The sequence below is a fragment of the Maribacter aurantiacus genome (assembly GCF_005780245.1).
GTDB classification, from domain to species: domain Bacteria; phylum Bacteroidota; class Bacteroidia; order Flavobacteriales; family Flavobacteriaceae; genus Maribacter; species Maribacter flavus.
The window spans coordinates 1-24,729 of record NZ_VBUK01000012.1; the positions used below are offsets into that span (position 1 = coordinate 1).

General features: G+C 43.1%; 23 protein-coding genes. 11 read left to right on the forward strand and 12 right to left on the reverse strand.

The genetic code is table 11. From position 1 onward, the window contains the following. The first annotated feature begins 185 nt into the window (after positions 1 to 185). Positions 186 to 1,376, forward strand: coding sequence for a molybdopterin molybdotransferase MoeA (locus tag FEK29_RS15725; RefSeq protein ID WP_138259395.1), 1,191 nt, complete (start codon positions 186 to 188; stop codon positions 1,374 to 1,376). A gap of 124 nt (positions 1,377 to 1,500) precedes the next feature. Then, positions 1,501 to 1,908: a hypothetical protein gene (locus FEK29_RS15730; protein WP_138259396.1), complete on the forward strand. Its 408-nt coding sequence runs from the start codon at positions 1,501 to 1,503 to the stop codon at positions 1,906 to 1,908. A 108-nt stretch (positions 1,909 to 2,016) separates the two neighbouring features. Here the strand turns inward: FEK29_RS15730 and FEK29_RS15735 are convergent, their stop codons facing one another. From FEK29_RS15735 to FEK29_RS15750, 4 genes are all read right to left on the reverse strand, one after another. Next, complete coding sequence (locus tag FEK29_RS15735) at positions 2,017 to 4,413, reverse strand: penicillin acylase family protein (RefSeq protein ID WP_138259397.1); 2,397 nt, start codon at positions 4,411 to 4,413, stop codon at positions 2,017 to 2,019. Between the two features lie 328 nt (positions 4,414 to 4,741). Beyond that, the gene (locus FEK29_RS15740) at positions 4,742 to 6,034 is read right to left on the reverse strand and encodes an amidohydrolase family protein (RefSeq protein WP_138259398.1); all 1,293 of its coding nucleotides are present in this window, start codon (positions 6,032 to 6,034) and stop codon (positions 4,742 to 4,744) included. 176 nt (positions 6,035 to 6,210) lie between these two features. Beyond that, positions 6,211 to 9,165, reverse strand: a complete 2,955-nt coding sequence (locus FEK29_RS15745; RefSeq protein WP_138259399.1) for an amidohydrolase family protein — start codon at positions 9,163 to 9,165, stop codon at positions 6,211 to 6,213. A 213-nt stretch (positions 9,166 to 9,378) separates the two neighbouring features. Continuing rightward, entirely contained in the window at positions 9,379 to 10,440 is a 1,062-nt protein-coding gene (locus FEK29_RS15750; protein WP_317129186.1) for a DUF3810 domain-containing protein, read from the reverse strand. A 66-nt stretch (positions 10,441 to 10,506) separates the two neighbouring features. Between FEK29_RS15750 and FEK29_RS15755 the strand changes: the two genes are divergently transcribed. Beyond that, entirely contained in the window at positions 10,507 to 11,970 is a 1,464-nt protein-coding gene (locus tag FEK29_RS15755) for an aminoacyl-histidine dipeptidase (protein ID WP_138259401.1), read from the forward strand. Positions 11,971 to 12,028: 58 nt separating this feature from the next. On the opposite strand, the gene FEK29_RS15760 is transcribed toward FEK29_RS15755, so the two are convergent. Genes FEK29_RS15760 through FEK29_RS15770 form a run of 3 tightly spaced genes read right to left on the reverse strand, consistent with a single transcriptional unit; the run spans position 12,029 to position 14,741 of the window. Next, on the reverse strand, positions 12,029 to 13,168 hold the full coding sequence (locus FEK29_RS15760) for a peptidylprolyl isomerase (RefSeq protein ID WP_394347775.1): 1,140 nt from the start codon (positions 13,166 to 13,168) through the stop codon (positions 12,029 to 12,031). A gap of 8 nt (positions 13,169 to 13,176) precedes the next feature. After that, entirely contained in the window at positions 13,177 to 13,728 is a 552-nt protein-coding gene (gene gldI / locus FEK29_RS15765) for a gliding motility-associated peptidyl-prolyl isomerase GldI (protein WP_138259403.1), read from the reverse strand. Beyond that, on the reverse strand, positions 13,725 to 14,741 hold the full coding sequence (locus FEK29_RS15770) for a DHH family phosphoesterase (protein WP_138259470.1): 1,017 nt from the start codon (positions 14,739 to 14,741) through the stop codon (positions 13,725 to 13,727). Before FEK29_RS15770 ends, gldI begins: the two co-directional genes overlap by 4 nt. A gap of 136 nt (positions 14,742 to 14,877) precedes the next feature. Here FEK29_RS15770 and FEK29_RS15775 point away from each other — a divergent pair, with 136 nt between their 5' ends. Continuing rightward, the gene (locus tag FEK29_RS15775) at positions 14,878 to 15,297 is read left to right on the forward strand and encodes a nucleoside-diphosphate kinase (RefSeq protein WP_138259404.1); all 420 of its coding nucleotides are present in this window, start codon (positions 14,878 to 14,880) and stop codon (positions 15,295 to 15,297) included. A gap of 271 nt (positions 15,298 to 15,568) precedes the next feature. On the opposite strand, the gene FEK29_RS15780 is transcribed toward FEK29_RS15775, so the two are convergent. From FEK29_RS15780 to recF, 3 genes are read right to left on the reverse strand one after another with little or no spacing between them, the layout of a single operon-like run. Then, entirely contained in the window at positions 15,569 to 15,865 is a 297-nt protein-coding gene (locus FEK29_RS15780; protein WP_138259405.1) for a DUF721 domain-containing protein, read from the reverse strand. Between the two features lie 2 nt (positions 15,866 to 15,867). After that, positions 15,868 to 16,281, reverse strand: a complete 414-nt coding sequence (locus FEK29_RS15785; RefSeq protein ID WP_138259406.1) for a lipocalin-like domain-containing protein — start codon at positions 16,279 to 16,281, stop codon at positions 15,868 to 15,870. Positions 16,282 to 16,284: 3 nt separating this feature from the next. Beyond that, a complete protein-coding gene (gene recF / locus FEK29_RS15790; RefSeq protein ID WP_138259407.1) occupies positions 16,285 to 17,364 on the reverse strand; it encodes a DNA replication/repair protein RecF in 1,080 nt (359 codons plus the stop codon). 122 nt (positions 17,365 to 17,486) lie between these two features. Between recF and FEK29_RS15795 the strand changes: the two genes are divergently transcribed. The 7 genes from FEK29_RS15795 (at position 17,487) to FEK29_RS15825 (ending at position 23,809) form a co-directional block, all read left to right on the forward strand. After that, positions 17,487 to 18,254 carry a tetratricopeptide repeat protein gene (locus FEK29_RS15795; protein ID WP_138259408.1) on the forward strand — a complete coding sequence of 256 codons (768 nt, stop codon included), beginning with the start codon at positions 17,487 to 17,489 and terminating at the stop codon, positions 18,252 to 18,254. Beyond that, on the forward strand, positions 18,254 to 18,736 hold the full coding sequence (ribH, locus tag FEK29_RS15800; protein ID WP_138259409.1) for a 6,7-dimethyl-8-ribityllumazine synthase: 483 nt from the start codon (positions 18,254 to 18,256) through the stop codon (positions 18,734 to 18,736). Before FEK29_RS15795 ends, ribH begins: the two co-directional genes overlap by 1 nt. A gap of 276 nt (positions 18,737 to 19,012) precedes the next feature. Beyond that, positions 19,013 to 19,312 (forward strand): riboflavin synthase subunit beta, encoded by a 300-nt coding sequence (locus tag FEK29_RS15805; RefSeq protein ID WP_138259410.1) that lies wholly within the window; start codon positions 19,013 to 19,015, stop codon positions 19,310 to 19,312. After that, positions 19,312 to 21,156 (forward strand): DNA mismatch repair endonuclease MutL, encoded by a 1,845-nt coding sequence (mutL, locus tag FEK29_RS15810; RefSeq protein WP_138259411.1) that lies wholly within the window; start codon positions 19,312 to 19,314, stop codon positions 21,154 to 21,156. Before FEK29_RS15805 ends, mutL begins: the two co-directional genes overlap by 1 nt. After that, the gene (locus tag FEK29_RS15815) at positions 21,157 to 21,903 is read left to right on the forward strand and encodes a rhomboid family intramembrane serine protease (RefSeq protein ID WP_138259412.1); all 747 of its coding nucleotides are present in this window, start codon (positions 21,157 to 21,159) and stop codon (positions 21,901 to 21,903) included. Then, the gene (locus tag FEK29_RS15820; protein ID WP_138259413.1) at positions 21,903 to 22,778 is read left to right on the forward strand and encodes a rhomboid family intramembrane serine protease; all 876 of its coding nucleotides are present in this window, start codon (positions 21,903 to 21,905) and stop codon (positions 22,776 to 22,778) included. The genes FEK29_RS15815 and FEK29_RS15820 overlap by 1 nt, the downstream gene beginning before the upstream one ends. Positions 22,779 to 22,792: 14 nt before the next feature. Next, positions 22,793 to 23,809 (forward strand): endonuclease/exonuclease/phosphatase family protein, encoded by a 1,017-nt coding sequence (locus tag FEK29_RS15825; protein WP_138259414.1) that lies wholly within the window; start codon positions 22,793 to 22,795, stop codon positions 23,807 to 23,809. On the opposite strand, the gene FEK29_RS15830 is transcribed toward FEK29_RS15825, so the two are convergent. Continuing rightward, entirely contained in the window at positions 23,786 to 24,106 is a 321-nt protein-coding gene (locus FEK29_RS15830; RefSeq protein WP_138259415.1) for a DUF6122 family protein, read from the reverse strand. The genes FEK29_RS15825 and FEK29_RS15830 overlap by 24 nt on opposite strands. Continuing rightward, entirely contained in the window at positions 24,099 to 24,725 is a 627-nt protein-coding gene (locus tag FEK29_RS15835) for a WbqC family protein (protein ID WP_138259416.1), read from the reverse strand. Before FEK29_RS15835 ends, FEK29_RS15830 begins: the two co-directional genes overlap by 8 nt. Positions 24,726 to 24,729: the final 4 nt, after the last annotated feature.

Consider the following 24,729-nt stretch of genomic DNA (forward strand, 5'->3'; position numbering starts at 1 on the left):
AAGGCTAAAGGCTAAAGGCTAAAGGCTAAAGGCTAAAGGCTAAAGGCTAAAGGCTAAAGGCTAAAGGCTAAAGGCTAAAGGCTACAGCGAAGAATGCAGAGTTAAGAGGTAAAAATTATTTCATTAGCCAACAACCAACGACCAACAACCAACAACCAACAACCAAAAGCCAAAAATAAACAACAGTGATTACATTTAAGGAAGCATTGCAAAAGGTATTGGAACATCCCCTGAATTTAGGGAGTGAACACGTACCGTTGATGGATAGTATGGGTCGGTATTTAGACGAACCCATTTATGCTGACAGGAATTTCCCTCCTTTCGACCGCGTAACCAAGGATGGAATTGCTATCCAATTTGATGCCGTTATAGGCAAAGTTGAAACACTGCGTATTGAAAACATTGCCAGTGCTGGTATGGTACAATGTACCCTTCAAGATGAAACGGCCTGTATCGAAGTCATGACGGGTGCCGTATTGCCCAAGCACACGGACACGGTCATAATGTACGAGCATCTAACCATTGAGAATAATCGTGTAACCATCAATGAAACGGTTACCAAGGGTCAGAATATTCACTGTGAAGGGAGCGACGAAAGCAAGGGAACCCAAATATTGTCGGAAGGAACCAAAATAACCCCTGCCGAAATTGGAGTGATGGCCTCAGTGGGAAAATCGAATGTCTTGGTGAAAAAGGTCCCACGCGTATGCAGCATCGCTACAGGGAATGAATTAGTGGATGTTGATGTACTACCGGAACCCCATCAGATTAGAAAATCAAACAGTCTTACGATGGTATCGGCCTTATCCGATTTGCGAATCGAGGGAAGTTCCTTACATCTTTTGGACGATAAAAAAAGTATTGAAGATGGTCTTTCATCCGCCTTGCGTGAAAATGATGTCCTGCTGTTGAGTGGTGGCGTATCAAAAGGTAAGTTCGACTTTATACCGGAAGTGATGGAAACTCTAGGTGTGGAGCAGCTATTTCACCGGGTGGCGCAGCGCCCTGGAAAGCCCTTTTGGTTCGGGATCCATAAGGAATTCAATACCGTTATATTCTCCTTCCCCGGGAATCCGGTATCGACCTTTGCCAATTATCATTTATATTTTTTGCCCTGGCTGTTTCGTTCCTGGGGAATCAAAATAGAAAATCAATTTGCCAAATTGACCGTTGAACTGGACATTAAACCTCCCTTGACCCGATTCATTCAGGTAAGTACGCATTGGCAGGACAGCTGCCTACAGGTTACACCGGTGGTGGAGAATGGTTCCGGTGATTTAACTAGCTTGTCCCGTGCCGATGGCTTTATTTGCCTAGAACCAAGAGATTTAAAATATACAAAAGGTGAGCTGGTATCTTTTATTTCCACAAGGTAAACTTTGTAATTGCTGTTTGCAAAAGATTACTATTTAATCTCTTATTATTGGAATGAACATAAAATGTTATCTTGGTTTTGCTATAAAGTAAACGATTATCATTCATTCCTAAATAAAAGTAAATATGAACCCCATTATTAAAAATATATTAGCAGTAATTACGGGAGTTTTAGTAGGAAGCATCGTAAATATGGGTATTGTCATGATTAGCGGTTCTATAATACCGCCGCCGGAGGGAGGAGATATTACAACCATGGAAGGACTGAAAGCGACAATACACTTGTTTCAACCAAAACACTTTATATTTCCCTTTCTTGCTCACGCATTAGGAACTTTGGTCGGTGCATTTGTAGCCGCCAAAATCGCAGCAGCACGTCCTTTATCCATAGGTTTGATAATTGGGGTTTTCTTTTTGATTGGAGGGATAATTAATATCACAATGTTGAACGGGCCAGTATGGTTTACCATTTTGGATTTGGTTGCAGCCTATTTGCCAATGGCGTATTTAGGTACAAGATGGGCAACTAGATAATGGAAACCATTTATTTTTAAAAAAAATTATTTTCTTTCAGGCGAATTTTCCCCTACCTCATTGAAAGTTGTGCAAATACGACATTAAATAATTTGTGAACGTTTCTGACTAATTATCAAAGGGTAGAAACTTCCTACGTTCAACAGCGACGGAATCAACCTTTTGCTTAGTGTAATAGACAGGAAAATACTGATCCTTGGCCCAAGGTTCAAACAGATTGCTATAAAAAGGACTCTCTGGATTGCCGGATTGCCCCGGTCCATTGGTAGCTTGTGCGGCATCCCAGTCCCCGGTATTTACGATCATCCGGAAGGAGGCACCGCTCGACTGGTTCATATTGCCTCCCGTTGATCCCGGTGTGGTGCCGCTGCCGCCCCTGGGCAAAGGGCCTAGATTGAAAAGGGTGTCACGCATAGCTTGGTTAACAACCTTTCCCAAGGCATGCTCGATATATACGTGTTTGTTTTTTGCCTGACCGTACTGCCATTTTTCCATATCCGCGCCCAATCTGTTTTCCAGGTCATCGATGGCTTGTTGAAAGGACTTTTTTAATAACTCGTTTCTATTTCCCTCTGTATCGCCCCCAAAAACTATTTTAGGATGTGAAACATATTCAATGATTGTTTTAAGTTGCAACGAGGTCACAATATGTCTTGCTTGTTTGGGAATGACCAAATCTTCCATCATTTCTGCCAACGAATCCTCCCAAGCTACATAGATGGCCGCGGGAATGGAATTCGGGTTCAACGTAAAATCCCAATCCTCCAATTTCGTTTTGGCCTCTTGGTACGTACCGTCCAACGTAATTTTATTTAGCAAGGGAACAAGTTCCTTTGCAGGTAGGGAAAGAAAGTCGGTTTGTAAGGCTTTAAAATCCTCCATGGTAAAGTCCGATTTACTACTTAAAACATCTTCGATCCTGTTACCCCTGTAAGGATCCGACCATGAAAAGCCAATGGCATCCCAATGTTCATAATCGGGTGGGGTAACATTTTGGTTGGCGGTGGCAATAAAGCCTTTGTCAGGGTTATGGTCGTTCGGTTTTTTAACAATGGGCAGATAACCGTCCCACTCATAGGTTCCATCCCCGGGAACGGGGACCAAACCGCTAAAATTTCTTCGGATAGGGGCAATGCCAACGGCTTGCCAGCCAATATTCCCTTCTTTGTCCGCCCAGACCATATTTTCCCCGGGAATATGGCTGTAGTTGCATGCTTCCCGAAATTCTTCCCAGTTTTTGGCCTGGTCCATTCGTAAGGATGCCAAGTACGGGGAGCCTCCAGGCTCCAACCAAGCACAACGAACGGCATAGGCAACGTGGTTTTTTGTATCGATTAGGGTTACAGGGCCGTGCTGGGTATAATGTAGATTGACAATGGTGTCTTTTTGCCCTTTTATCTTAATGGTTTCATGAATGGTTTTCATATCCACCCATGCTCCTTGGTATTTATACTGATTCTGATTTTCAGGATTGAGTTCGTACACATAGAGGTCTTCACCGTCCGTTTCAAAAACAGTCAACCCCCAGGCTCCATATTCATTATGTCCGATTGATATACCCGGGATTTCGGGTTCCCCTCCGCCAATAACATTCCAACCCGGAGCGACCAAGTGGGCCATATAGCGCAGGGAAGGTACCGCAATGGTTCTGTGGGGGTCATTGGCCATAAAGGTGTTGCCATCCTTGGTGCGGCTACCGTTAACTACCCAATTATTACTCCCAATAGACAGGGAATCCCTGTTTTTTTCCTTATTTTCGATAAGAAGGTTGGCCACTTCTTGGCCTCTGTATTCGGGTTGGATATCCTCAGGGGCAAACTTTACCGATTTTCTATAGGCATTGTAAAGCTCCAAAATATCCTGGGACAGGAGTTCCTTATTTATTTTTTTATCGATGGTCAGGTCAGGATCTTTGGGATGTAACCAAAATAATTTCTTCGTCATTTGAGGTCCCAGTTTTGCGACCGCCCTACCAATTTGTAACTCATCATTGATATTTCCCAACAGGCCTTGATGTCTTGATATCACCACCTCTGGCGTCCATTTTTGGGGAAGTATGTCCAATATCCTGAACTCTATGGGAAGGCTATCAGGATTTTGCAACACTTCGTCAATATAGGCATTCACTCCATCGGTATAAGCAGTTATGATTTCTACGCCATCCTCGTGATAGTGGTTCATTTCCGTTTCCATATCTCCCCGAAACTGGAAGAGTCGGGTACCAATATCACGTTTCAATTCACGTTCTCCAAGAATTTCCGCCACGGTACCCGTTGCCTGTCTACGCCAAATTTCGAACTGAAAAAGTCGGTCGGCCGCCGCCGCATAGCCTTGGGCGAAGAAAAGATCATGTTGGTTATTGGCGTAAATATGGTTGATGCCCCATTGGTCCCGCACTATCTCTACGGGTTCTTTAAGACCCGCCAATTCTAACCCATTTTCCGATGTTTTGTTTTTCTTACAGGAAAACAAAACCAATAGACCAAAGAAGATTATTTTTTTCATACGGAAGGTTGTTATTTACACAAACAAAAAAGCCCGATAGCATACCGAGCTTTTGTTGATACTTAATTCGCTAACAATAAAGTCGATACCTACCGACTTAAATGTACACTTTTATAATCAGATTCCTAATCTAGTAATTAGATTGATTATAGTTTCTGTCCTCTTGAGCGCAGTAGAAAGGTCGACAGAAACATCTCGACTGCGCTCGATGTGACATATGAATAGAGTCGTGTCTTTTTAGACGGCCTCTTTGTTATTATTTGGTTCATTTCCAATTCAGTCGATACCTACCGACTTAAATGTACACTTTTATCTTTTTGGAAACGATTTATTCCCCCTCATATTTGCCCATGTATCGTTTCCACAATTCGGTTTGGTGAGTTTCAAGGGAAATATTCCTACCATCAATAAACGCATGGGTCAACTGGTTGGTGCGCATGTCCAAGGCATCTCCCTCCGAAATAAAAAGTGTGGCACTTTTACCAACTTCCAGAGTACCATAACTATCATCAATGCCCAAAATCTTAGCGGAATTCCCGGTAATCAACTGTAAGGCCTTTTCCTTATCCAATCCCTGTTGCCCCACTTGGCCAGCATAGAAAGGCAAGTTCCTGGTTTGGAAATTGGACGCTTCGTTGTTTTGTAGACCAACCAACAGGCCACTGTCCACCAAGAGTTTGGGAAGTTTGTAAGGAAGGTCATAATCGTCGTCATCAAAAACGGGAAGATTGTGGGTAAACTGAACCAAAACGGGAATATTGTTCTTTTTAAGGAAGTCGGTTATTTTGTAGGCTTCATATCCTCCTACCAATACAACTTCCTTGACTCCGTTGGTTTTTAATGTGTTTACGGCATCAATGATTTCCTTTTCCCCATCGGCATATACATACATTTTTTGAGTTCCATCCAGAACACCCTGCATTGCGGCAAAGGCGGGGTTCATCTCCGTAGGTTTTCCTTTGCCATAGGCCACGGAATTTTTGAGGAACGTAACTACCGTTTCAACATCTTTGCTATAGTCCTTATTGGGTTGGTATCCTCTTTCCTCGCCCATCCACCAACGTCCTTGGCGGAAACTTCTTGGCCAGTTTAAATGTACGCCATCATCTACCTTGATGGCTGCGTCCTCCCAATTCCAAGCATCGAACTGCACTATAGAGGAGGTACCGGAAATTCTTCCGCCAGATGGGGCAATTTGTCCAAGCAGAACACCATTGGGCCGCATGCTTTCCACCACCTGGGATTCCGCATTGTAGGCAATGAGACTCCGCACGTGGGGAATTAGTTCCCCAATCTCGTCTTGGTCGTCCGTAGCGCGAACGGAATTGATTTCGATGAGTCCCAAGGTTTTTGCCGGGGCAATGAATCCAGGATAGACATGTTTTCCTGAGGCATCTATGATGTTGCCTTTACGGGCAATCTTCATTTTGGAATCCCCCACAAAGGTGAGTTTGCCATCTTCGAACATGATCAATGAACTTTCAATGACCTCGCCATTTCCCAAATGGGCCGTAGCTCCCTCTATGGTAATAGCTTCTGTCTGCTTAGCGGCAGGTGTCTGTTGTGCCGATACTGGCAAATATGTTGCTATTGCCAGTAGTAGTATTAATATATTTTTCACACGTTTAAATTTTAGTAATTAGTTGATAATAAATAAATTATAAAATTAAGAACGTGTGCAACCACTCGCTGTACTCGTTCTCTCATTAAAAATTTTAAACATTCCCATTTATGAAGAAATTTTTAAAATTTTTTAATGCTCGTTTCATCTTACTAGGTATTTTCGATTTTAGAATTTTAAAGCGTTTCACAAGTGAACGTTTGTTTTACACTTTGTTTTGGACCTTGGGTCTTTTTGCCTCCGGCTTTCTCCTCCAACATCATTTTTACCAACTCGTTGCGTTCTTTTTTTATGGCTTCCCGCTGGGCTTTGTCCTTTTCCAAATCAAAGTAAGTGGTACCTTCAATGATGGTTTTTTCGGCTTTCGTATACACTGATAATGGATTGCCGGACCATAAAACAAGGTCAGCATCCTTTCCTTCCTTGATACTACCCACACGATCATCCAGATGAAGGAGCTTCGCCGGGTTGATGGTAACCATTTTCCAAGCTTCGAGTTCCGTCATACCTCCGTATTTGATGGTTTTGGCCGCTTCCTGATTCAAACGCCTCATCATTTCGCGATCGTCACTATTTATGGCGACCGTGACACCTTGTGAATGCATGATGGCGGCATTATAGGGAATGGCATCCTTTACTTCGTATTTGTAGGCCCACCAATCGCTAAAGCTTCCTGCCCCAACACCGTGCTCGGCCATTTTGTCGGCTACCTTATATCCTTCCAAGATATGTGTAAAGGTATTGACCCTAAACCCAAAATGCTCCGCAACTTTCATCATCATATTGATTTCACTCTGTACATAGGAATGGCATGAAATAAACCTTTCACCATTGATAATTTCTGCCAATACCTCCATTTCTTCATCATAACGATAAGGCTGTCCGCTTTTTTTCTTTTCGTCGTACTCTTTGGCCCGCTGAAAATAGTTCATGAACACCTGCTCCACGCCCATTCTCGTCTGCGGGAAACGGGAGTAGCTATCCCAATTGGACTGTTTTACGTTTTCGCCCAAGGCAAATTTTATAAACTTGGGGGAGTTATCGTAGATAAGACCATCCGCTTCCTCACCCCATTTTAATTTTAGGATGGCCGAACGACCCCCAATAGGGTTTGCGGAACCGTGCAATAACTGAATCGAAGTAACCCCACCCGCCAGACTATGGTAAATTCCCATATGTTCAGGATCTACAACATCTTCCATTTTCACTTCTGCCGAGCTATTATGACCTGCTTCATTGACGGCAAGTGCCGCAATATGGCTGTGTTCGTCAATGATTCCGGCAGTTAGGTGTTTGCCTGTGGCATCGATGACCTTGGCGCCGCTGGCTCCCAAATTGGTGCCTATTTTAGCGATTTTTCCATTTTTGACCAACACGTCCGTATTTTCCAAAATTCCCGCTTCCTCACTGGTCCAGACCGTGGCATTTTTGAACAACAAATTTTCCTGCTTGGGTTTGGAGGTATAGCCGTAGCCAACATTTGGAAAGGTAACCGGCATTACCTTGGGAGCATCGGAAGCATCGCTGTCATCTTTGGATTTTTCCTCAAAACCTGATTTTTTGTTGGCCATAAAGGAGGTTTCCGTTCCGTCCGGCAATATCAACCTGCCGGAAAGATTGTCGGTATCCGGAAGCACCGCTCCTATCATCCGGTAGGTTTTGGCACCTTTATCGGCGGAAAAAGAAAAGGTCAGCCAATCATTTTCATAGGATATTTTTGAATCCAGTTTTACGGTATCCAGCTTTACCTCCATTTTGGGCTTTGCGAGTTCCCCAGTTATGGAAATATCATAGGTTTTACCTTCGGTAGTCAGGGTATAGTCACCCCGTATGTCCGTGATGTCCTTATTGTTGATGCTATTTTTATTCCCTTGTACCCAGTTTTCATAAAGGGTCGTGGACTTGTCAAAAATATCGCCCGATGTAATCAGGAAGTTTGCATGCGCCCCTTTTTTTAGGGTTCCAACTACATTTGATTTTCCCAATATTTCGGCAGGAACCGTAGTTAGCGCCTCTAGGGCCTTTGTTTTGGGTAGGCCATATTCTATAGCCTTCATCAGGTTATCCTTGAATTTTGACATGGATTTTAGTTCGTAGGGTGTCAGGGAAAAAGTGACCCCATTTTCGGCCAGCACTTTCGGATTGGTGGGGGCCTGGTTCCAGTAGCGCATATCCTCCAAGGATACATACCCTGCCTGATAAGGGTCGGAAACATCATAGGCATCCGGAAAATTCAAGGGGATTATGAACTTGGCGTTGGTGGCCTTTATTTCATCAATGCGCTCAAACTCATTTCCACCGCCTAGAATGGTATATTGAATACCATAGGCGTCCCCAATTTTATCGGCACGTAGGTCGTTGCCCTTATCCTTGGCCTCAAAGATTTGGACCAGTCCCTTGTTTTTTATTAATGCCTCCAAGGATCGATCCGTTGTGGATGCATTTCCGTTTGCATACCAATTTGCGTCACTATACATCTGGCGCAACAAGGCTAGCGCACCCATTAGGGAGGTGGGGTAGGACTGTTGTTTGGTAACACTCTTTTCCAACGAAAAATATTGGGCGGATCTATCATCCAGTACCCTGTTGGCATCTGTACCCGCATTGTTCAGGGCGATGAGTACACCCGTACCCCGAGCGATTCCATCGTGGATATGCGAATTCACCGCACCAAAACCCGCTTCAATCAATTCCTTCGCTTCTTTTTCGTCATACTTGAAACTGCCAATGGCATCATTTTCGGGCATGATATGGTCGTTCCAGTAAAACCCTTCCCGCGTGGGCTCAAATTGCGGGGAACGTCTTCCACCACTGCTCCGCTTTGGTTGTTCTATCCCAAACTTGGAATAAATGTCTATAAAGGAAGGGTATATTGATTTTCCGTTTAAATCCACCACGATTGTATTTTGTGGTAGTGTTACGGATGCGCCAACATTGACCACTTTGCCGTTTTGGATGAGCAGCGTTCCTTTTTGAATGACTTCAGTAGGGGTCACAAAAATCTTGGCGTTCGTAAAGGCCGTAAAATTATTGTTGTTCGCTTTCACGCCTTCGCTTTCAGGGAAGTAATCCTGAGAAAAGAGGAGGGCACCACACCAAAATAGGCATAGTGAAAAAATAAGTTTTTTCATTTTGAGTTCGTTTGATTAGTCTTTTTAAAATTAAGGTTTAATCCCTGCTATCCGATGATTTTAGTTTTTTTTAACACTTAAAACGGCCAAATTGTGTGACTTTGAACACAGCTATTAAAATTTGGAAAATTTTATAACAAATTGATATAAATAGTATCAAATTGCTAAAGGTTTTACTCGTTTTGGTAAGCTAATTTTAAAATTGCCTGTATTCTAAAGCGGATATTTTTTGTGATAGGCTATCACAAGGGAAACCACCCCGTTGTAACTTCTAATACCCTGTTCTTGATTATTCGCCTTTAAAAAGGAATTGAAGATCGATTTGAATACGGGTTCCAAGGGGTTTTCATATTGTTCCCAAAACAGGGCCATTTCCTCAAAATTGGCCCGGACACCTGGATTGAGTTTTTGGAACATACGGTCGAAAGTTTCTCTATTTCCACGCCGTACATCGCTGAGACAATATCCCATGACATAAGCATATGCTGCATATTGAAAATAAGGGTCCTTGTTTTTTGATGTTACCAAGTATCCAATGAAATTGGTCTCATTTTCGGCTGAATAACCCAATTGATGTCCAATTTCGTGTCCGGTGACAATGGGAAACCTAAAATTGGGCAGGATGCCGTTTACCTGGGCTTCATTGGTAAATGGGTTCAAGTAACCCGCGTAGCCCATATAGGTGAGTCCGGTGCTAAAAAGTGAGGTTTTCACGCTTGGATGTTCGTACCCCAAAAAACCGAATTCCTTGGCAAGCTCATGATAACCTTCAATGCTCATTTGAAACATTTCATTTTGGGAATAGGGAATGTTCACTTTTTCAAGGGTATCGCCAACCACATATTCTTGTATGGAATTTGTTTTTTGGATAAGCCTTTCCGTAAAGTCCAATAATTCATGATAATCCTTGGTTTCGGTCAAACCCAATTTCTCCGATAGCGGTCTGCGATAATAATTAAATCCCCATACCAGATGGAATGTCAGGTAGGCAATGGACAGCACCATCAGCACATCCCTTAGAAACTTCAGTTTTTGTGTTTTGATAAAGGTCCATCGTCGGTATAAGTAAAAAATGACTGTACATATTAGAAGGAAATAGAGTAGGTCGCCCACGGAAAAAGGAATCCAACCAAAGAGCCATCTGAAAAATCCGGATATATGGGGATACAGCTCCATGCTGTAATAGGATTCTATGAAATCTGTGTTTTGGCCCAACCATTTTACAAGCATAATTTGGGGAATCAAGGAAACCGCGATTACGGTTTTTAAGGACATCTTCATGATTTCAAAAATAGGGATTTGATTTTATGGTATGTATTTTTACTGAAAAATTTCAATCTTATGAAAAACCAGATACTCGAATTAGAGCCCAAAAACGTTTGGAAGAACTTTTCAAGATTGAATGCGGTTCCCAGACCTTCCAAAAAGGAGGAAAAGGTGATTCAATTTATGGTCGATTTTGGAAACTCATTGGGGCTGGAAACCTTGACCGATGCCGTTGGAAATGTCATTATCCGGAAGCCTGCAACAGCTGGTATGGAACAAAGAAAAACCGTCACCCTTCAGTCCCATTTGGATATGGTGCACCAGAAAAATTCGGAAACCGACTTCGATTTTGAGAATACCGGGATTCAAATGTTTGTTGCCGGTGATTGGGTGAAAGCGAAGGGTACCACTTTGGGAGCCGACAATGGTATGGGGGTCGCTGCCATTATGAGCTTGTTGGAATCCACGGAAATTGCGCATCCACCTTTGGAAGCCTTGTTCACCATAGACGAGGAAACCGGGATGACGGGAGCTTTTGGGTTAAAGGATGGTCTGTTACAAGGAGAAATTCTGTTGAATTTGGATACCGAAGAGGACGATGAAATCGATATTGGGTGTGCGGGGGGCATTGATGTCACAGCAACCAAATCTTATAATCAGACTCCTAGAATATCGGGGGAAGTCGGCCTGAAAATTACCGTAAAAGGACTTGCCGGGGGCCATAGCGGTATGGATATCCACAAGGGTCTGGGCAATGCCAATAAAATAATGAATCGGTTGTTGTTCCAAGGAAATGAATACGATTTTAGGATTTCTGAAATACATGGTGGGGGCCTTAGAAATGCCATACCCAGGGAAAGCGAATGTCTGTTAAATGTGGACGAAAACCAGCTGCCCGCATTTTTGGAAAAATTGAAGACCGAAGCACAAGCTATCAAAACCGAATTGGCGGTGGTGGAACCGAAACTCGATATTTGCTTTGATACAGTCATTCATCCTTTTGAAAAATTGATGGAATTGGAACAGCAGGAGCAGCTATTAAAAACTATTTATGGGCTGCATAACGGGGTTTACCGAATGAGTGCCAACATGGAAGATTTGGTGGAGACGTCCAACAATGTGGCAAATGTGACCGTTGCCAATGGCACGATAGAGATTGGTTGTTTGACCCGGTCTTCGGTTGAATCCGGAAAAATGGATTTGGCCAATGCAATAAAATCGGTATTTGAACTTGGAGGCTTTTCGGTTACATTTTCTGGGTCCTATCCCGGATGGAATCCCAATATGGATTCTGAAATACTCAAGACTGTCACATCGGTGTATACAACACTTTTTGATGCCAAACCCAATGTGGTTGCTTGTCACGCCGGACTGGAATGTGGAATTTTAGGACAAAATTATCCGGGGATGGATATGGTCAGTTTTGGTCCGACCATCAAAGGAGCCCATTCTCCCGATGAACGCGTAAGCATCTCCTCCGTACAGAAATTCTGGAAGTTTTTACTGGAGGTACTAAGTCAGATACCTTTAAGGACGTGACGGGTTTGGTTTTTTTAGACCTGACAGGTTTCCAAAACCTGTCAGGTCTTTAAATGTACTATTCCTGTATTCCCGTAATCTCCAAATCAAATACCAAATCTGAATTGGGAGGAATGGGTCCAGACCCCTGCGCTCCATATCCAAGATGTGGAGGTATGAATATACGTACCTTGTCCCCAACGTTCATGCTTAAAAGACCTTCCCTGAAACCGGCGATTAAAGGTGATTCTGGACTGTAGTCCATAGGTATCGGCATGTAGCCGCCTCCCTGTAAACGTCGCTCATCGAACATGTCATATTTTCTGGCAACTTCTTCATAATTACTGTCAAACAAAGTACCATCCTCCAGATAACCGGCATACATTACGCCAACTTTTTGGCCTACTGTGGGTTTTTCGCCAGCGCCTTCGTTCAAAACAAGAATTTTTAGACCGGATTCCAAGGTTTTTGCCTCTTGCTTTTGAGTTTCCAAAGTGGATGAGAACTCCGATTTCATTTTTTCGATTTCGGCCCTTTTTGCGGCTTTTTCCTTTTCAATGGCAGCAAGACGTTCTTCCTCCCCGTCAAAATACTCTGTCATTATTTTTACGGCATCGAATTTTTTCGCTTCCTTTCCATTACGAATGATTTCAATGGTATTCATTTTTACGGGTTCCAAAGGCTTATTATTTCCGGGGGATACCTGTACGCCTGCGATGGAATCCACCACTTCCAGACCCTCTACAACTTCACCAAAAACACTGTGCCTGTTATCCAACCATGGGGTAGGAGCATGGGTGATAAAGAACTGGCTTCCGTTGGTCGCAGGCCCTGAATTGGCCATGGAAAGTATCCCTTTTTTATCATGGATGAGAGAGTCGTTGAACTCGTCCATAAATTTATAGCCCGGATTCCCGGTACCCGTAGCCAATGGATCTCCACCCTGTATCATAAAATCCTTCATCACACGGTGGAAGGTAAGTCCGTCATAATACTTTTTCCCTTTGAACTGTTCACTAACAAAAGGGTTGTTGCCTTCGGCCAAGGATACAAAATTGGCCACCGTAACTGGTGTTTTTTCATGCTCCAGTTTCACGATAATATCGCCATGGGTGGTTTTGATATCGGCGAAAAGGCCATCGCCCAAATCCGCTCTCTGACTGGTTTTACAGCTTGCCATAAGCAAGACAAGGGCCGCCCATAGGTATGTTTTCTTTATCATAATATTTATTCTTCTAAATTATCCTGTTGTTTTTCTATGTTTAAAATTGTAATCGTCGATTTAAGGGGCACATTGGTGCCTATTTTATTATTGTCGCCATGATATCCGTAAGCTATGGACGAGGGGAAAAGGAAAGTGGCCTTTTCGTTTTCCTTTAACAACTTTACCGCCGCTCTAAGGCCCAGAAACAATTCCTGTTTGTCCACCTTATAAGTAAATGTTCCTATCTCATCTTCGGAATACAAGGTGTCGTTATCCAAGGTCAGAAGATTATATTTCATGGTAACAATATCATCCGTTTGGGGGGTATACTCCGTTGAGTCGTTCACCCTAAGGTAATGATACCAGGAACCGGAAGCACTATGGGTGTAATGCTTTAAAGAATCGATCTTTATGATTTCCTGGATTTTTTTTTCTTCGGCCTCCAACAATTTTCTACTCCTTTCAATGGATTCCTTGAAATAACTGCCGCTTTTTCGCTGGACCGGTTTGCGAGGTTCAGGACCCTGACATCCATAAAGTAAAATGAAAACGAGAAGTACGCCAAGGGTTCTCATGCTGTCAACTCTTTTTTATAGTTGGGTAATAGGGATATAAAGTAATCGATGGTCTCTTGCAAGGATTTTTCGCTTTTGCCGCCAGCGGCATTGGTATGTCCGCCTCCCTCGAAGTGGTTCCGTGCAAATTCGTTCACTGAAAAATCGCCTACGGACCTAAAGGAAATTTTAAAGATCCCTTCATCCTTATTCTCGATAAAAATAACCGCAAAACGAATATTGTTCAAGGTAAGGCCATAATTCACGAAGCCCTCCGTATCGCCTTTTTCATAGTCGTACCTATCAAGTTCTTCCTGGGTCAACGTAATATAGGCCGTGTTGAATTCTTCAAGAATGACCATGTTCTTTAGGGCACAGCCCAAAAGGTGCAATCGGCTAGGCGAGTTGGTATCGTAGACTTTCTCGTGGATGGCCGTATTATCGGCCCCTTTGTCCATAAGTTCCGCAACGATGCGATGTGTCTTACTGGTAGTAGCCTTAAACTTGAAGGAGCCGGTATCCGTCATAATACCCGTATATAGGCAGTTTGCTATATCGCTGTCGATGAGATCACGGTCCCCCATGGCATCGATGAGGGTGTAGACCATTTCGCAAGTAGAGCTCATGGTTACATCGGAATACGTGATGACCGCATAGTCCGAAGGTTGCTGGTGATGGTCCACCATGATGAATTGTGCCGATGCATTTTCCAAACATTCCGCCATTTGGCCTACACGTCCAAAGTCGTTAAAATCCAACGTGAAAATCAAATCGGCATTTTCGATATACTTTTTTACTTCCGTATTATGCCTTTCAAAGTTCAAGATTTCAGTGGCCCCGGGCATCCATTTCAGGAACTTTGGAAAATCATTTGGAGCGAGAACTTGGGTTTCATGACCTTTTTTTGACAGATAATGGGAAAGTGCCAGGGTGGAACCAATGGCGTCCCCATCCGGATTTTTATGCGGTACAATGGCAATCCTTTTTGAAGAGGAAAGCAATTTCTTCAACGCCGTTACTTGCTCAAAATTCATGGGCGCAAAGATACAATTTAAAAGGAAAGCGAATACAGGACCCTCGTTCTTTTCAAAAGGCATATTCTTTGAGTATACCACTATAAAGTTGTGGTTCTTTGGGAAAAGCGTATTTTTGCGCAAAATTTTAGAATAAATGACTACAAATAGAACATTTACCATGATTAAGCCCGATGCTGTTGAAAATGGACACATTGGAGCTATTTTGGAAAAAATCACGGCGGCCGGATTTAAGATCATCGCCATGAAATATACCCAGTTAAGCGTACGGGACGCACAGGAATTTTATGCCATACACAAAGAAAGGCCTTTCTTTGGGGAGTTGGTGGAATTTATGACACGTGGCCCCATCGTTTCAGCCATATTGGAGAAGGAGAACGCCGTGGAGGATTTTAGGGCCTTGATCGGTGCTACCAATCCTGCCGAAGCTGCGGAAGGTACCATCCGAAAGATGTTCGCTACGGATATTGCGGAAAACGCCATACATGGTTCTGATAGTGATGCCAATGCCGCTATCGAGGGAGCGTTTCATTTTTCCGGTAGGGAAATATATTGATAGGAAAATTTAATTTAAGAAAGTAAGGCTGTTCAAATAATGATTTGGACGGCCTTTTTTTGTGGCCTTCGCTTTGCTCCGGGAGACCGTATTGGCTTTTTGGTTGTTCGTTATTTATTATTTGTTGCTCGTTGTAGATAGTAGCTAGACGCCTTGTGATGAACGCTTTACGCTGAGCGCTTTTCGCTTAAGGCTAGTAGCTTTTGCACAAAATTGTACATTGTAAACTTTTTACTATAAACTGCTACTGCATACTGCCACTGATTTCTGTTCAACGCAGCACCAATTTTTTTATGAGCTCTTTGCCCAACTCCTCGTTCAGCATGGTGATAATCTTGGTCTTTCCATGGCTGAGTTCTTCCCGTAACACGGAAGAAGATAGGGAAACGAACAGCGTGTCCCTTTTAAGTTCCACATCCGTCGTATAATTTAATACCCCATTGCCCATAAGATTGGCCCACGCCGTACGAACATCCACCTTGTCAATTCCTTCCTGCAGGTCGTTCTTTTTTATGAAGGCAGATAGGGCATCCTGCATGCTCAAATGGTCGTTCTCTCTTCGGGACATGGTCAATCCAGTTTTATAGGTTCAAAGCGTTTGAAACGATATAGGATTCCTTCCGGATTTTCAACGGAAAATGAATCTTCTGTTAAAGATAACAACCTTTCCTGCCATTCGCTCAATGGATTTTCATAGCGCAAATAAAAAACACCGTTTTCTTGAACAATGTTAAAGGGTTCCGCATCGTCCGAAGTTTCAAACGTACCATCGAACCGGGGCACCATTTTTTTTCGGAATCCGTTATTTTCCTTAAACTCGATATAATCGACCACGGTATTCATCGGGTATTCCTTTTTGTTTCCATTAGGGAATTCCACTTCCTGAATTTCCCAGTATCCGTTTAAATGAAGTAAATCCTCCTGAGCGACCTTGTCAGTGCAGGAAACCCCGAATATCAGTAACAAAAACAGTAACCTGTTCATGGTTCAAAGTTTAAAAATCTTATACGACTGATGTATTTTTTTTACAACGGCTTCAGTCCGGTCGGCATGGGTGTCACTCACAAAAATCTGGCCGAAGTTTTCCTTGTTCACCAAGGAAATGATATGGGAAACCCTGTTTTCATCCAGTTTGTCAAAAATATCATCCAATAGCAAAATGGGATTGGTCTGTGACAAATTGCGCATAAAATGGAACTGTGCGAATTTTAAGGAGATCAAAAAGGACTTTTGCTGTCCTTGGCTACCAAATTTCTTGATGGGATACTCCCTAATGGAGAAATTTAAATCGTCCTTGTGAATACCCACGCTCGTGTATTGAAGGGCCCTGTCCTTTTCCAAGTTTTTCTGTAAGAGGGAACCCAGGCTTTCGGAGAGCAGTTTGCTTTCATACGTGAGGTTTACATCTTCAGTATTGTTGGTGATAGCCTTGTACTGCTCCTTGAAAATGGGTATGAAGTCCTCCAGAAACTTCACCCGATTTTTGAATATTTCCGTACCGTAATTTTCCAATTGCCCGTTGTAAACGGATAATGTGGCCTTGTCAAAAGTATGGTTGGCGGCAAAGTACTTTAAAAGCGCGTTTCTTTGCGAGAGGACTTTGTTGTAATTTATCAGGTGTTGCAAGTACTCCTTGTCCGACTGGGCAATGACCCCATCCATAAATTTTCGGCGGACATCGCTCCCTTCCAAAATCAGGTCCCTGTCGGCCGGGGAAATTATTACCAGTGGCAATACCCCAATATGGTCCGCAAATTTCTCGTACGGTTTTCCGTTTCGTTTGATGATTTTTTTATTTCCTTTTTTTAAGCTACATACTATTTTTTCCTCTTTGTCCTCCTTTTGAAAGTGCCCTTCTATTACAAAGAAATCGGCATCATGCTTTATGTTTTGGGAGGAAACGGGGTTAAAGTAGCTCTTGCCAAAGGATAGATGGTAAATGGAATCCAGGATATTGGTTTTTCCAACACCATTATCCCCCACAAAACAGTTGATCTTGGAGTCAAACTCCAGATTTTTGGATTCAAAGTTTTTGTAGTTAAGAAGGGAAAGGCTCTTTAAATACATTAAAAGATTCGAGTTTTTATTGCGCAAAGTGCATCCATTGCTTGGACTTCCAAAAATAACGAATAAATACACTATTGGATTTCAATAAAAACTTTATTTTTGCGCGACCAATAAAAATAGAGATGGCAACATACAAGAAAAGAGGATTTAAGCCCAAAACAAAGGTTGAGGCTCAGGAGTTTGAAGAGCAGGAAAGTACTACCGCGGAAGTTTTTAGTTCCTTGGATGAAGGTGCTTCCAGGACCGAAGAATGGGTTTCTAAGAATCAGAATTACATCTTAGGAATCATTGGTGTGGTCGCCGTAGCCGTATTGGGGTATTTGGCCTATAATCAATTTGTATTGAAGCCAAAGGAGGCGAACGCCGCCAACGAAATGTATTATCCGCAGCAGTATTTTGACCAGGCCTTGAACAGCACCACGGCAAAGGATTCCCTGTTCACGCTTGCCTTGGAAGGTGCAGAAGGTAAATATGGTTTCTTGGATATTATTGAGGAATACAGTGGTACCAAGGCAGCCAATTTGGCCAATTATTCCGCAGGCATGTCCTATTTGAACATGAATAAGTACCAGGAAGCCATTGATTATTTGGAGGATTTTAAATCCGATGATGCCATTTTAGGGGCTCTGGCAAAAGGTGGTCTTGGAGATGCCTTTATGCAATTGGACCAACCCTCCGATGCTTTGGGCTATTACGAGGCCGCTTTCCAGCACAGCAATAACGAATATACAACGCCCAAATTCCTGTACAAGGCCGGGGTCACTGCCTTGGAAATGGGAAATAAGACAAAAGCTTTGGAGTACTTCCAAAGAATCAAGGACGAATTTTCGGGTTCCCAAGCGGCCACTTCCATCGATGCTTTTATCGGTATAGCCAAAACTGGCGCATAATGGCCACGGAGAACAAAAATCTATCGGAATACGATAAGGACACCATCCCAAACGCGAAGCACCTTCGGTTTGGGATCGTTGTTTCTGAGTGGAATTCCAACATCACGGAAGGGCTGTACCAAGGGGCCGAAATGACCTTGTTGGATTGCGGTGCCCAGGCGTCCAATATCATACGGTGGAACGTACCAGGAAGTTTCGAGCTTACCTATGGCTGTAAAAAACTGATACAACAGGAAAAACCGGACGCGGTCATTGCCATAGGGAGTGTCATACAGGGTGAGACCAAACATTTTGATTTTGTCTGTAGCGCTACCGCGCAGGGTATCAAGGACCTCAACGTACAATTTAATGTTCCCGTCATTTTTTGTGTCCTAACGGACAATACCATGCAACAGGCCATTGACCGAAGTGGTGGAAAACACGGTAATAAAGGTGCCGAAGCTGCCATCGCTGCAATTAAAATGGCCGTGTTGGGCAATTAGCCGTTTCCTTTTCATTCCATCTTACTTGCTCCATATTTTCATCTGTTCATATTTAAAATTTTTAAAAGGTCAGATGCAATTATTCACATCGCTGTTTATTGTATTTTCAAAAGGTGTTCATGAATCTTTGATTTCGCCAATAACAATCAAGGTGGGTATCAAGACTTATTATGGCTCATTTCCTAAATAATTGAGATTGCCAGGCAATGTGGCGTGTTAACAAATTTTGGGGATCCTTGTAAGGGGCTTTTTGCTATTTTGAGTAACTTTGAAGCTATGGGATTTCTGAGTAAAATAACGCGTTTACGAAAAAACAGAAGGTTCGAGTACAATCCTAGATTTTATGACGATAAGGGCAAAGGAAGCCCCTACCGGATAGAGCCCAAGTTTGATCAGTTTCGAAGTACCCTCAATAATCAACGGGGTTTGAAGAACAAGATCAGCAATGCCCTGGAAGATTCCCGAAGAGAGGGCGATAGAAACGTAAAAATCCGATTCGTGATTATCTTGGCCATTCTCATTTTGATTTTCCTATATATAATTGATTTCGATCTCTCCATATTTTTTTCCCGATAATGGCGGATATTATTAGACTTTTACCCGATCACGTTGCCAACCAAATCGCAGCGGGAGAAGTAGTGCAACGACCGGCCTCCGTGGTAAAGGAGTTGCTGGAAAACGCCATTGATGCCCAATCGACCGACATAAAATTGATCGTAAAGGATGGGGGGAAAACCTTGATTCAGGTGGTGGACAATGGCATTGGTATGAGCGATACGGATGCCCGTTTGAGTTTTGAACGGCACGCTACCTCCAAAATCCAAAAGGCCGAAGACCTTTTTAACTTGCATACCAAAGGTTTTAGGGGCGAGGCCCTCGCCTCCATAGCGGCCATTGCACACGTAGAAATGATGACGCGTACCGCTGAGGATGAGGTAGGTACCCATATAAAAATTGAGGGTAGTAAGGTTATAAGTCAGGAAGTTGCCGTAGTGCCCAAAGGGACTTCCATGATGGTGAAAAATCTCTTTTTCAATATTCCGGCACGGCGTAATTTTTTGAAGTCGGATCAAGTGGAATTCAGGCATATTACGGATGAATTTCACAGGGTGGCTCTGGCGCATCCGCAGGTTTCGTTCAGTTTTTATAATAATGGCAGTGAGGTCATTAATCTTCCTGCCAATGATTTTAGAAAGCGCATCGTTCAGATTTTTGGGCGAAAGACCAACGAGAAATTAGTACCTTTAAACGAGGAAACCCAGGTGGTGAAAATTACAGGATACGTCCAAAAGCCGGAATTTGCCAAAAAGAGTAGGGGGGAGCAGTTCTTTTTTGCCAATGATAGATTCATCAAGAGTCCGTATTTGCACCACGCCGTTTTGGGCGCCTTTGAGGGATTGATAAAACCTGGAATGCATCCGGGTTATTTTATTTGTCTTGAAGTGGATCCGGCAACTATAGACATCAATATACACCCCACAAAGACCGAAGTGAAGTTCGACGACGAGCATACCCTGTACGCGTATCTAAAATCGACCATAAAGCATAGTTTGGGCCAGTTCAATGTGGCCCCGTCCCTGGATTTTGAAAAGGACCAGAATTTGGAGACCCCATACGATTTTAGGGACAAAGCGGTATCGCTGCCCAGTATAACGGTCGACTCCAGTTTTAATCCCTTTGAGAAATCGGGAACCAATAACGCATCCGGGTATTCCAGACAACCGAGTGCCAAGGGATGGGAAAGCATGTACCATGGCTTGGAACGAAAATTGCCCCAGCGGGACATAGGTATCCTGGAAATGGAATCCGAAGGTATCAATAACACTATTTTTGATACTTCGGTGGAAACCCAGGAATCTGTAACGACTACCTTTCAGCTACGAAAGAAATACATTGTTTCCACCATAAAGTCCGGGATGTTGATCATCAACCAGAGCAGGGCACACCAAAGGGTGCTTTACGAAAGGTTTTTAAAGAATATAACCATCAAGGAGGCGGTGAGCCAACAATTATTGTTCCCGCTGAATCTAAATTTTACCCGGGGCGAAATATCCATACTGAAGGAAATAAAAGAAAGTCTTTGTGCGGTGGGATTTGTCTTTGGCGATATTACCCCCGAAACGGTGGAAGTGAAAGGCGTGCCAGTAGTGGTTACGGAAAGTGAGGTGCAAATGGTTATGGAACAGCTCATCTCCGATTTTCAAATGGAAGTTGCCGAAGATAGTTTTTCACAGGTGGATATGTTGGCAAAGACCTTGGCCAAGACCCTATCCGTTAAGACCGGGGAGGTGTTGGACGAACGTTCGCAGGTAGGTTTGGTAAACGACCTCTTTGCCTGCAAGGAAAGTGCCCTGAGCCCATTTAACAAACGTACCTATACCACGATTACAGAAACCGATATTGATAGAAAATTTATATAAATGAGCAGACTAACCGAGGCGATAAAGCACTTATTGATCATCAATATTTTATTTTTTGTTGCCACACAGATTTATGGGGACCAAATGTATCAATGGTTCTCGCTTTGGTTTCCAAAAAACGAGAATTTCGCAATCTGGCAAATTTTGACCCATATGTTCATGCATGGTGGGTTTATGCATATCCTCTTCAATATGTACGCCCTTTACGCATTTGGAACACCCTTGGAGCGTATGTGGGGTCGAAATAAGTTTCTGTTCTTTTATTTTTCCGCGGGATTAGGGGCAGCCTTGCTCCATACCGGGGTCAACTATTATTACTTTCAGGAAGGACTCAATGCCATCGTTAGTTCCGGAGTATCGGAAAGTTCTGTTATGGACATTGTTACTAGGGGGCAGTACAATACGGAGTGGTATAACATAGCTGGAAAATCAACTGTCGACAATTTTTTAAGCGCCTATCACACACCGGCCGTTGGTGCTTCCGGGGCCATTTATGGTGTATTGGTGGCCTTTGGGATGTCCTACCCCAACAGTGAACTTTTCCTAATTTTTCTTCCGGTTCCCATCAAGGCAAAGTATTTCATTCCTGTATTGATCGGTTTGGATTTGTTTTCGGGGATTACGGGCTATGGAATTTTCGGACAGGGAATTGCACATTTTGCCCATGTTGGAGGTGCGCTTGTAGGTTTTATAATGATGTGGTATTGGAAAAAGAATCAGTTTAACAATAATCGCTGGGACAGATAATGGCAGGATTCGATTTAAAATATCAATATGCACGCTTAAGTGTGGCCGAGAAGCTTATCGCGATCAACGTGGTGGTATATATTGTCAACGCACTTATTCCATTTCTATTTGGCTTCTCCAAAAACGCGATTGTCCAATGGTTTGAGCTGCCCAATGATTTCTTCGGGTTTTTGATGCAGCCCTGGTCCATTATTACGTATTCCTTTTTTCATGGCGGACTTGGACATTTGTTCTGGAACATGCTGCTTATTTTTTTTGTAGGCCGAATTTTTTTGAACCTTTTTGATGGCAGGCGGTTTTTGAACGTGTACTTTTTGGGCGTTATCCTTGGGGGCTTGTTTTTTATGCTGGGCTATAACATATTTCCGGCATTCTTTAATGTGAACGCCGCATTGATTGGCGCCTCGGCCGGTGCGAGTGCCATTCTTATCTTTATTTGCACCTATATTCCCAACCAGGAAGTACGGGTCATTTTCTTCAATGTAAAGCTCTGGTATATTGGGGTATTCGTTATTTTGATGGATTTGATCCAACTGCCCACCAGCGGGAATGCAGGGGGGCATTTGGCCCATTTGGGAGGTGCTTTGCTGGGATATCTGTACGCGAGTCAATTGTTCAAGGGCAATGATATAGGGGCCGGGTTTTCAAATTTTTTTGACAGTATTGCCAATCTATTCAAGCGCACCGAAAAAAAGGCTCCCTTAAAAACGGTATACAGGAACCAAAGTGCCCCTTCCAATAGAAGTACAACCGATTATGATGCCCAGAGCAAGCAGAAAAAAATTGATGCCATTTTGGACAAAATCAGCAAGTCCGGTTATGAAAGTCTTTCCAAAGCGGAAAAGGACTTTCTTTTTAAGGCAGGTAAGGAATAGATTCAAATTGGCGTATGACTCTCTGGGGTAAAACCGTTTACGGGTTAAATATTGTTTTTTCGTTGGCATTGCTATTGGCCTGTGTTGCACAATACATGAAATCGGCCACCCTTTCCTTCTTAAGCCTCCCTGTTCCCGTGTTGGTGATTTCAAACTTTCTATTTCTTTTATATTGGCTCATGGTCCAGCCAAAACGTTTGTGGCTCTCCTTTATCATTTTGGTGGTTGGCTATTTTAGCTTGGGCTCTTTTGTTCAGTTCAATACCGGGGAGGCGTATGACGATAATGCCCTAAAAGTCATGAGTTTCAATATACAGGGGTTTGAAGGGTTTCCGCGGAATTATGACCGACCCATTGTTCCCGAAATTGCCGAGTTCATCCAAAAGGAAAATCCGGACATTCTATGTTTGCAGGAGTTTGGGTATTACGGTTTGCGGAATGAGGTTTTTACCAAGTATCCGTACAGCTTTACGAATTACGAGGTCGGTTCACATGAAAAGGGGGTCTTAATGGCCATCTACTCCAAATACCCGATTATCAATAAAGGTGATATTGAGTTTCAGAACTCCTTGAACGGGGCCAGTTTTGTGGATGTACTGTACCAAAAGGATACCCTTCGCGTATACAATCTTCATTTGGAATCCTTAAAGGTGCGTCCCAGAAGCCTGAAACGGGAGCGATCGGATAGATTATTGGGAAGATTGCGAAATTCCTTTGCGAAACAACAGGAACAGGCAGATTTGATCAGGCAACACATGAACGGGGTGGGGCATAGCAAAATCGTTTGTGCCGATATGAACAATACCCAATATTCCTATGCCTATCAGGAGCTTAAACAGGATATGGCCGATACCTTCGTGGAAAAGGGAAACGGCTATGGTAGGACCATCAACTTTTGGAAATTCCCATTGCGAATCGATTTTATCTTGACCGACCCAAATATCGAGGTGTTGGCACATAAAAATTATAAGGTAAGTCTGTCCGATCACGAGCCCATCATGGCCGTCCTACAGGTTGTTTCGGATAAATAGACAGTCGGCCAAATCCGCCACCATATGGATTAAAAAGGCGATACCCCAGATTCGGGTGGTTTTCCAAAAAAGCATCAAACAATACATACCGATCGCCCAATAAGTGTGCAATGGGTGGAAGTTGATACTACATCTATCGGCATCAAAAATGGGCGAAGCCAAAAGATGATCTACATCCAGAACAATTCCCGCTAAAAGTATCAAAGCCACTTTCAACCGATGTTCCTTAAAAAAAAATAAGGCAACAAGTATGGGGACTATAAAATGAATCCCGTAGTGTACCAAGAACCTAAGCATCGGGCATGGATATTTCTATATCGGAAATATACCCGGCGGTGTTGGGACCTAAATTGAAAAGTACGTCTAGAATGCTCAGGTTGGGGATAAACCCATGTCGGTCTCCAAAAACCTGCACATATTCGGGAAATTCGTACGGCAACTCTTTTTTTGCATTTACCAAATACCGATAATCTTTTTCATACTCAAGGGAATAGATATCCGTGAATTCATCCACAAAGTCCAATTGTAGGCAATCACAGATGGTTTGGATGGAAGCCAAATTGAAATCCAAGAGGAGCTCGAATTCCTTTTCGTACAAAGGTTTGATTTCATCTTCGTAAAACTCGAAAAACGGCGAAGTTCTGTAAGCAGTTTCCAAGGTTCTCCAATGCTGGCGTTGCCATGGATAGGAATTGTCCAGTTTCACATCCTTGTAGTACTGCCTGCCTGTGGCACCTTTGGTGTGCACGATGGGAATACTTAAAAGATGTCTGCCACGGTCCGTACAGATATACGCCCGGTTCCTGTAGGTCTGTTTTTGATAGTTGTCCTGTTTTTCCAACACCACATCCCTAGCGTTTAAATACACACTGAAAAAAGCCACATTGGGAAAATAAGCAGGATGTAGTACGGTCATGGGT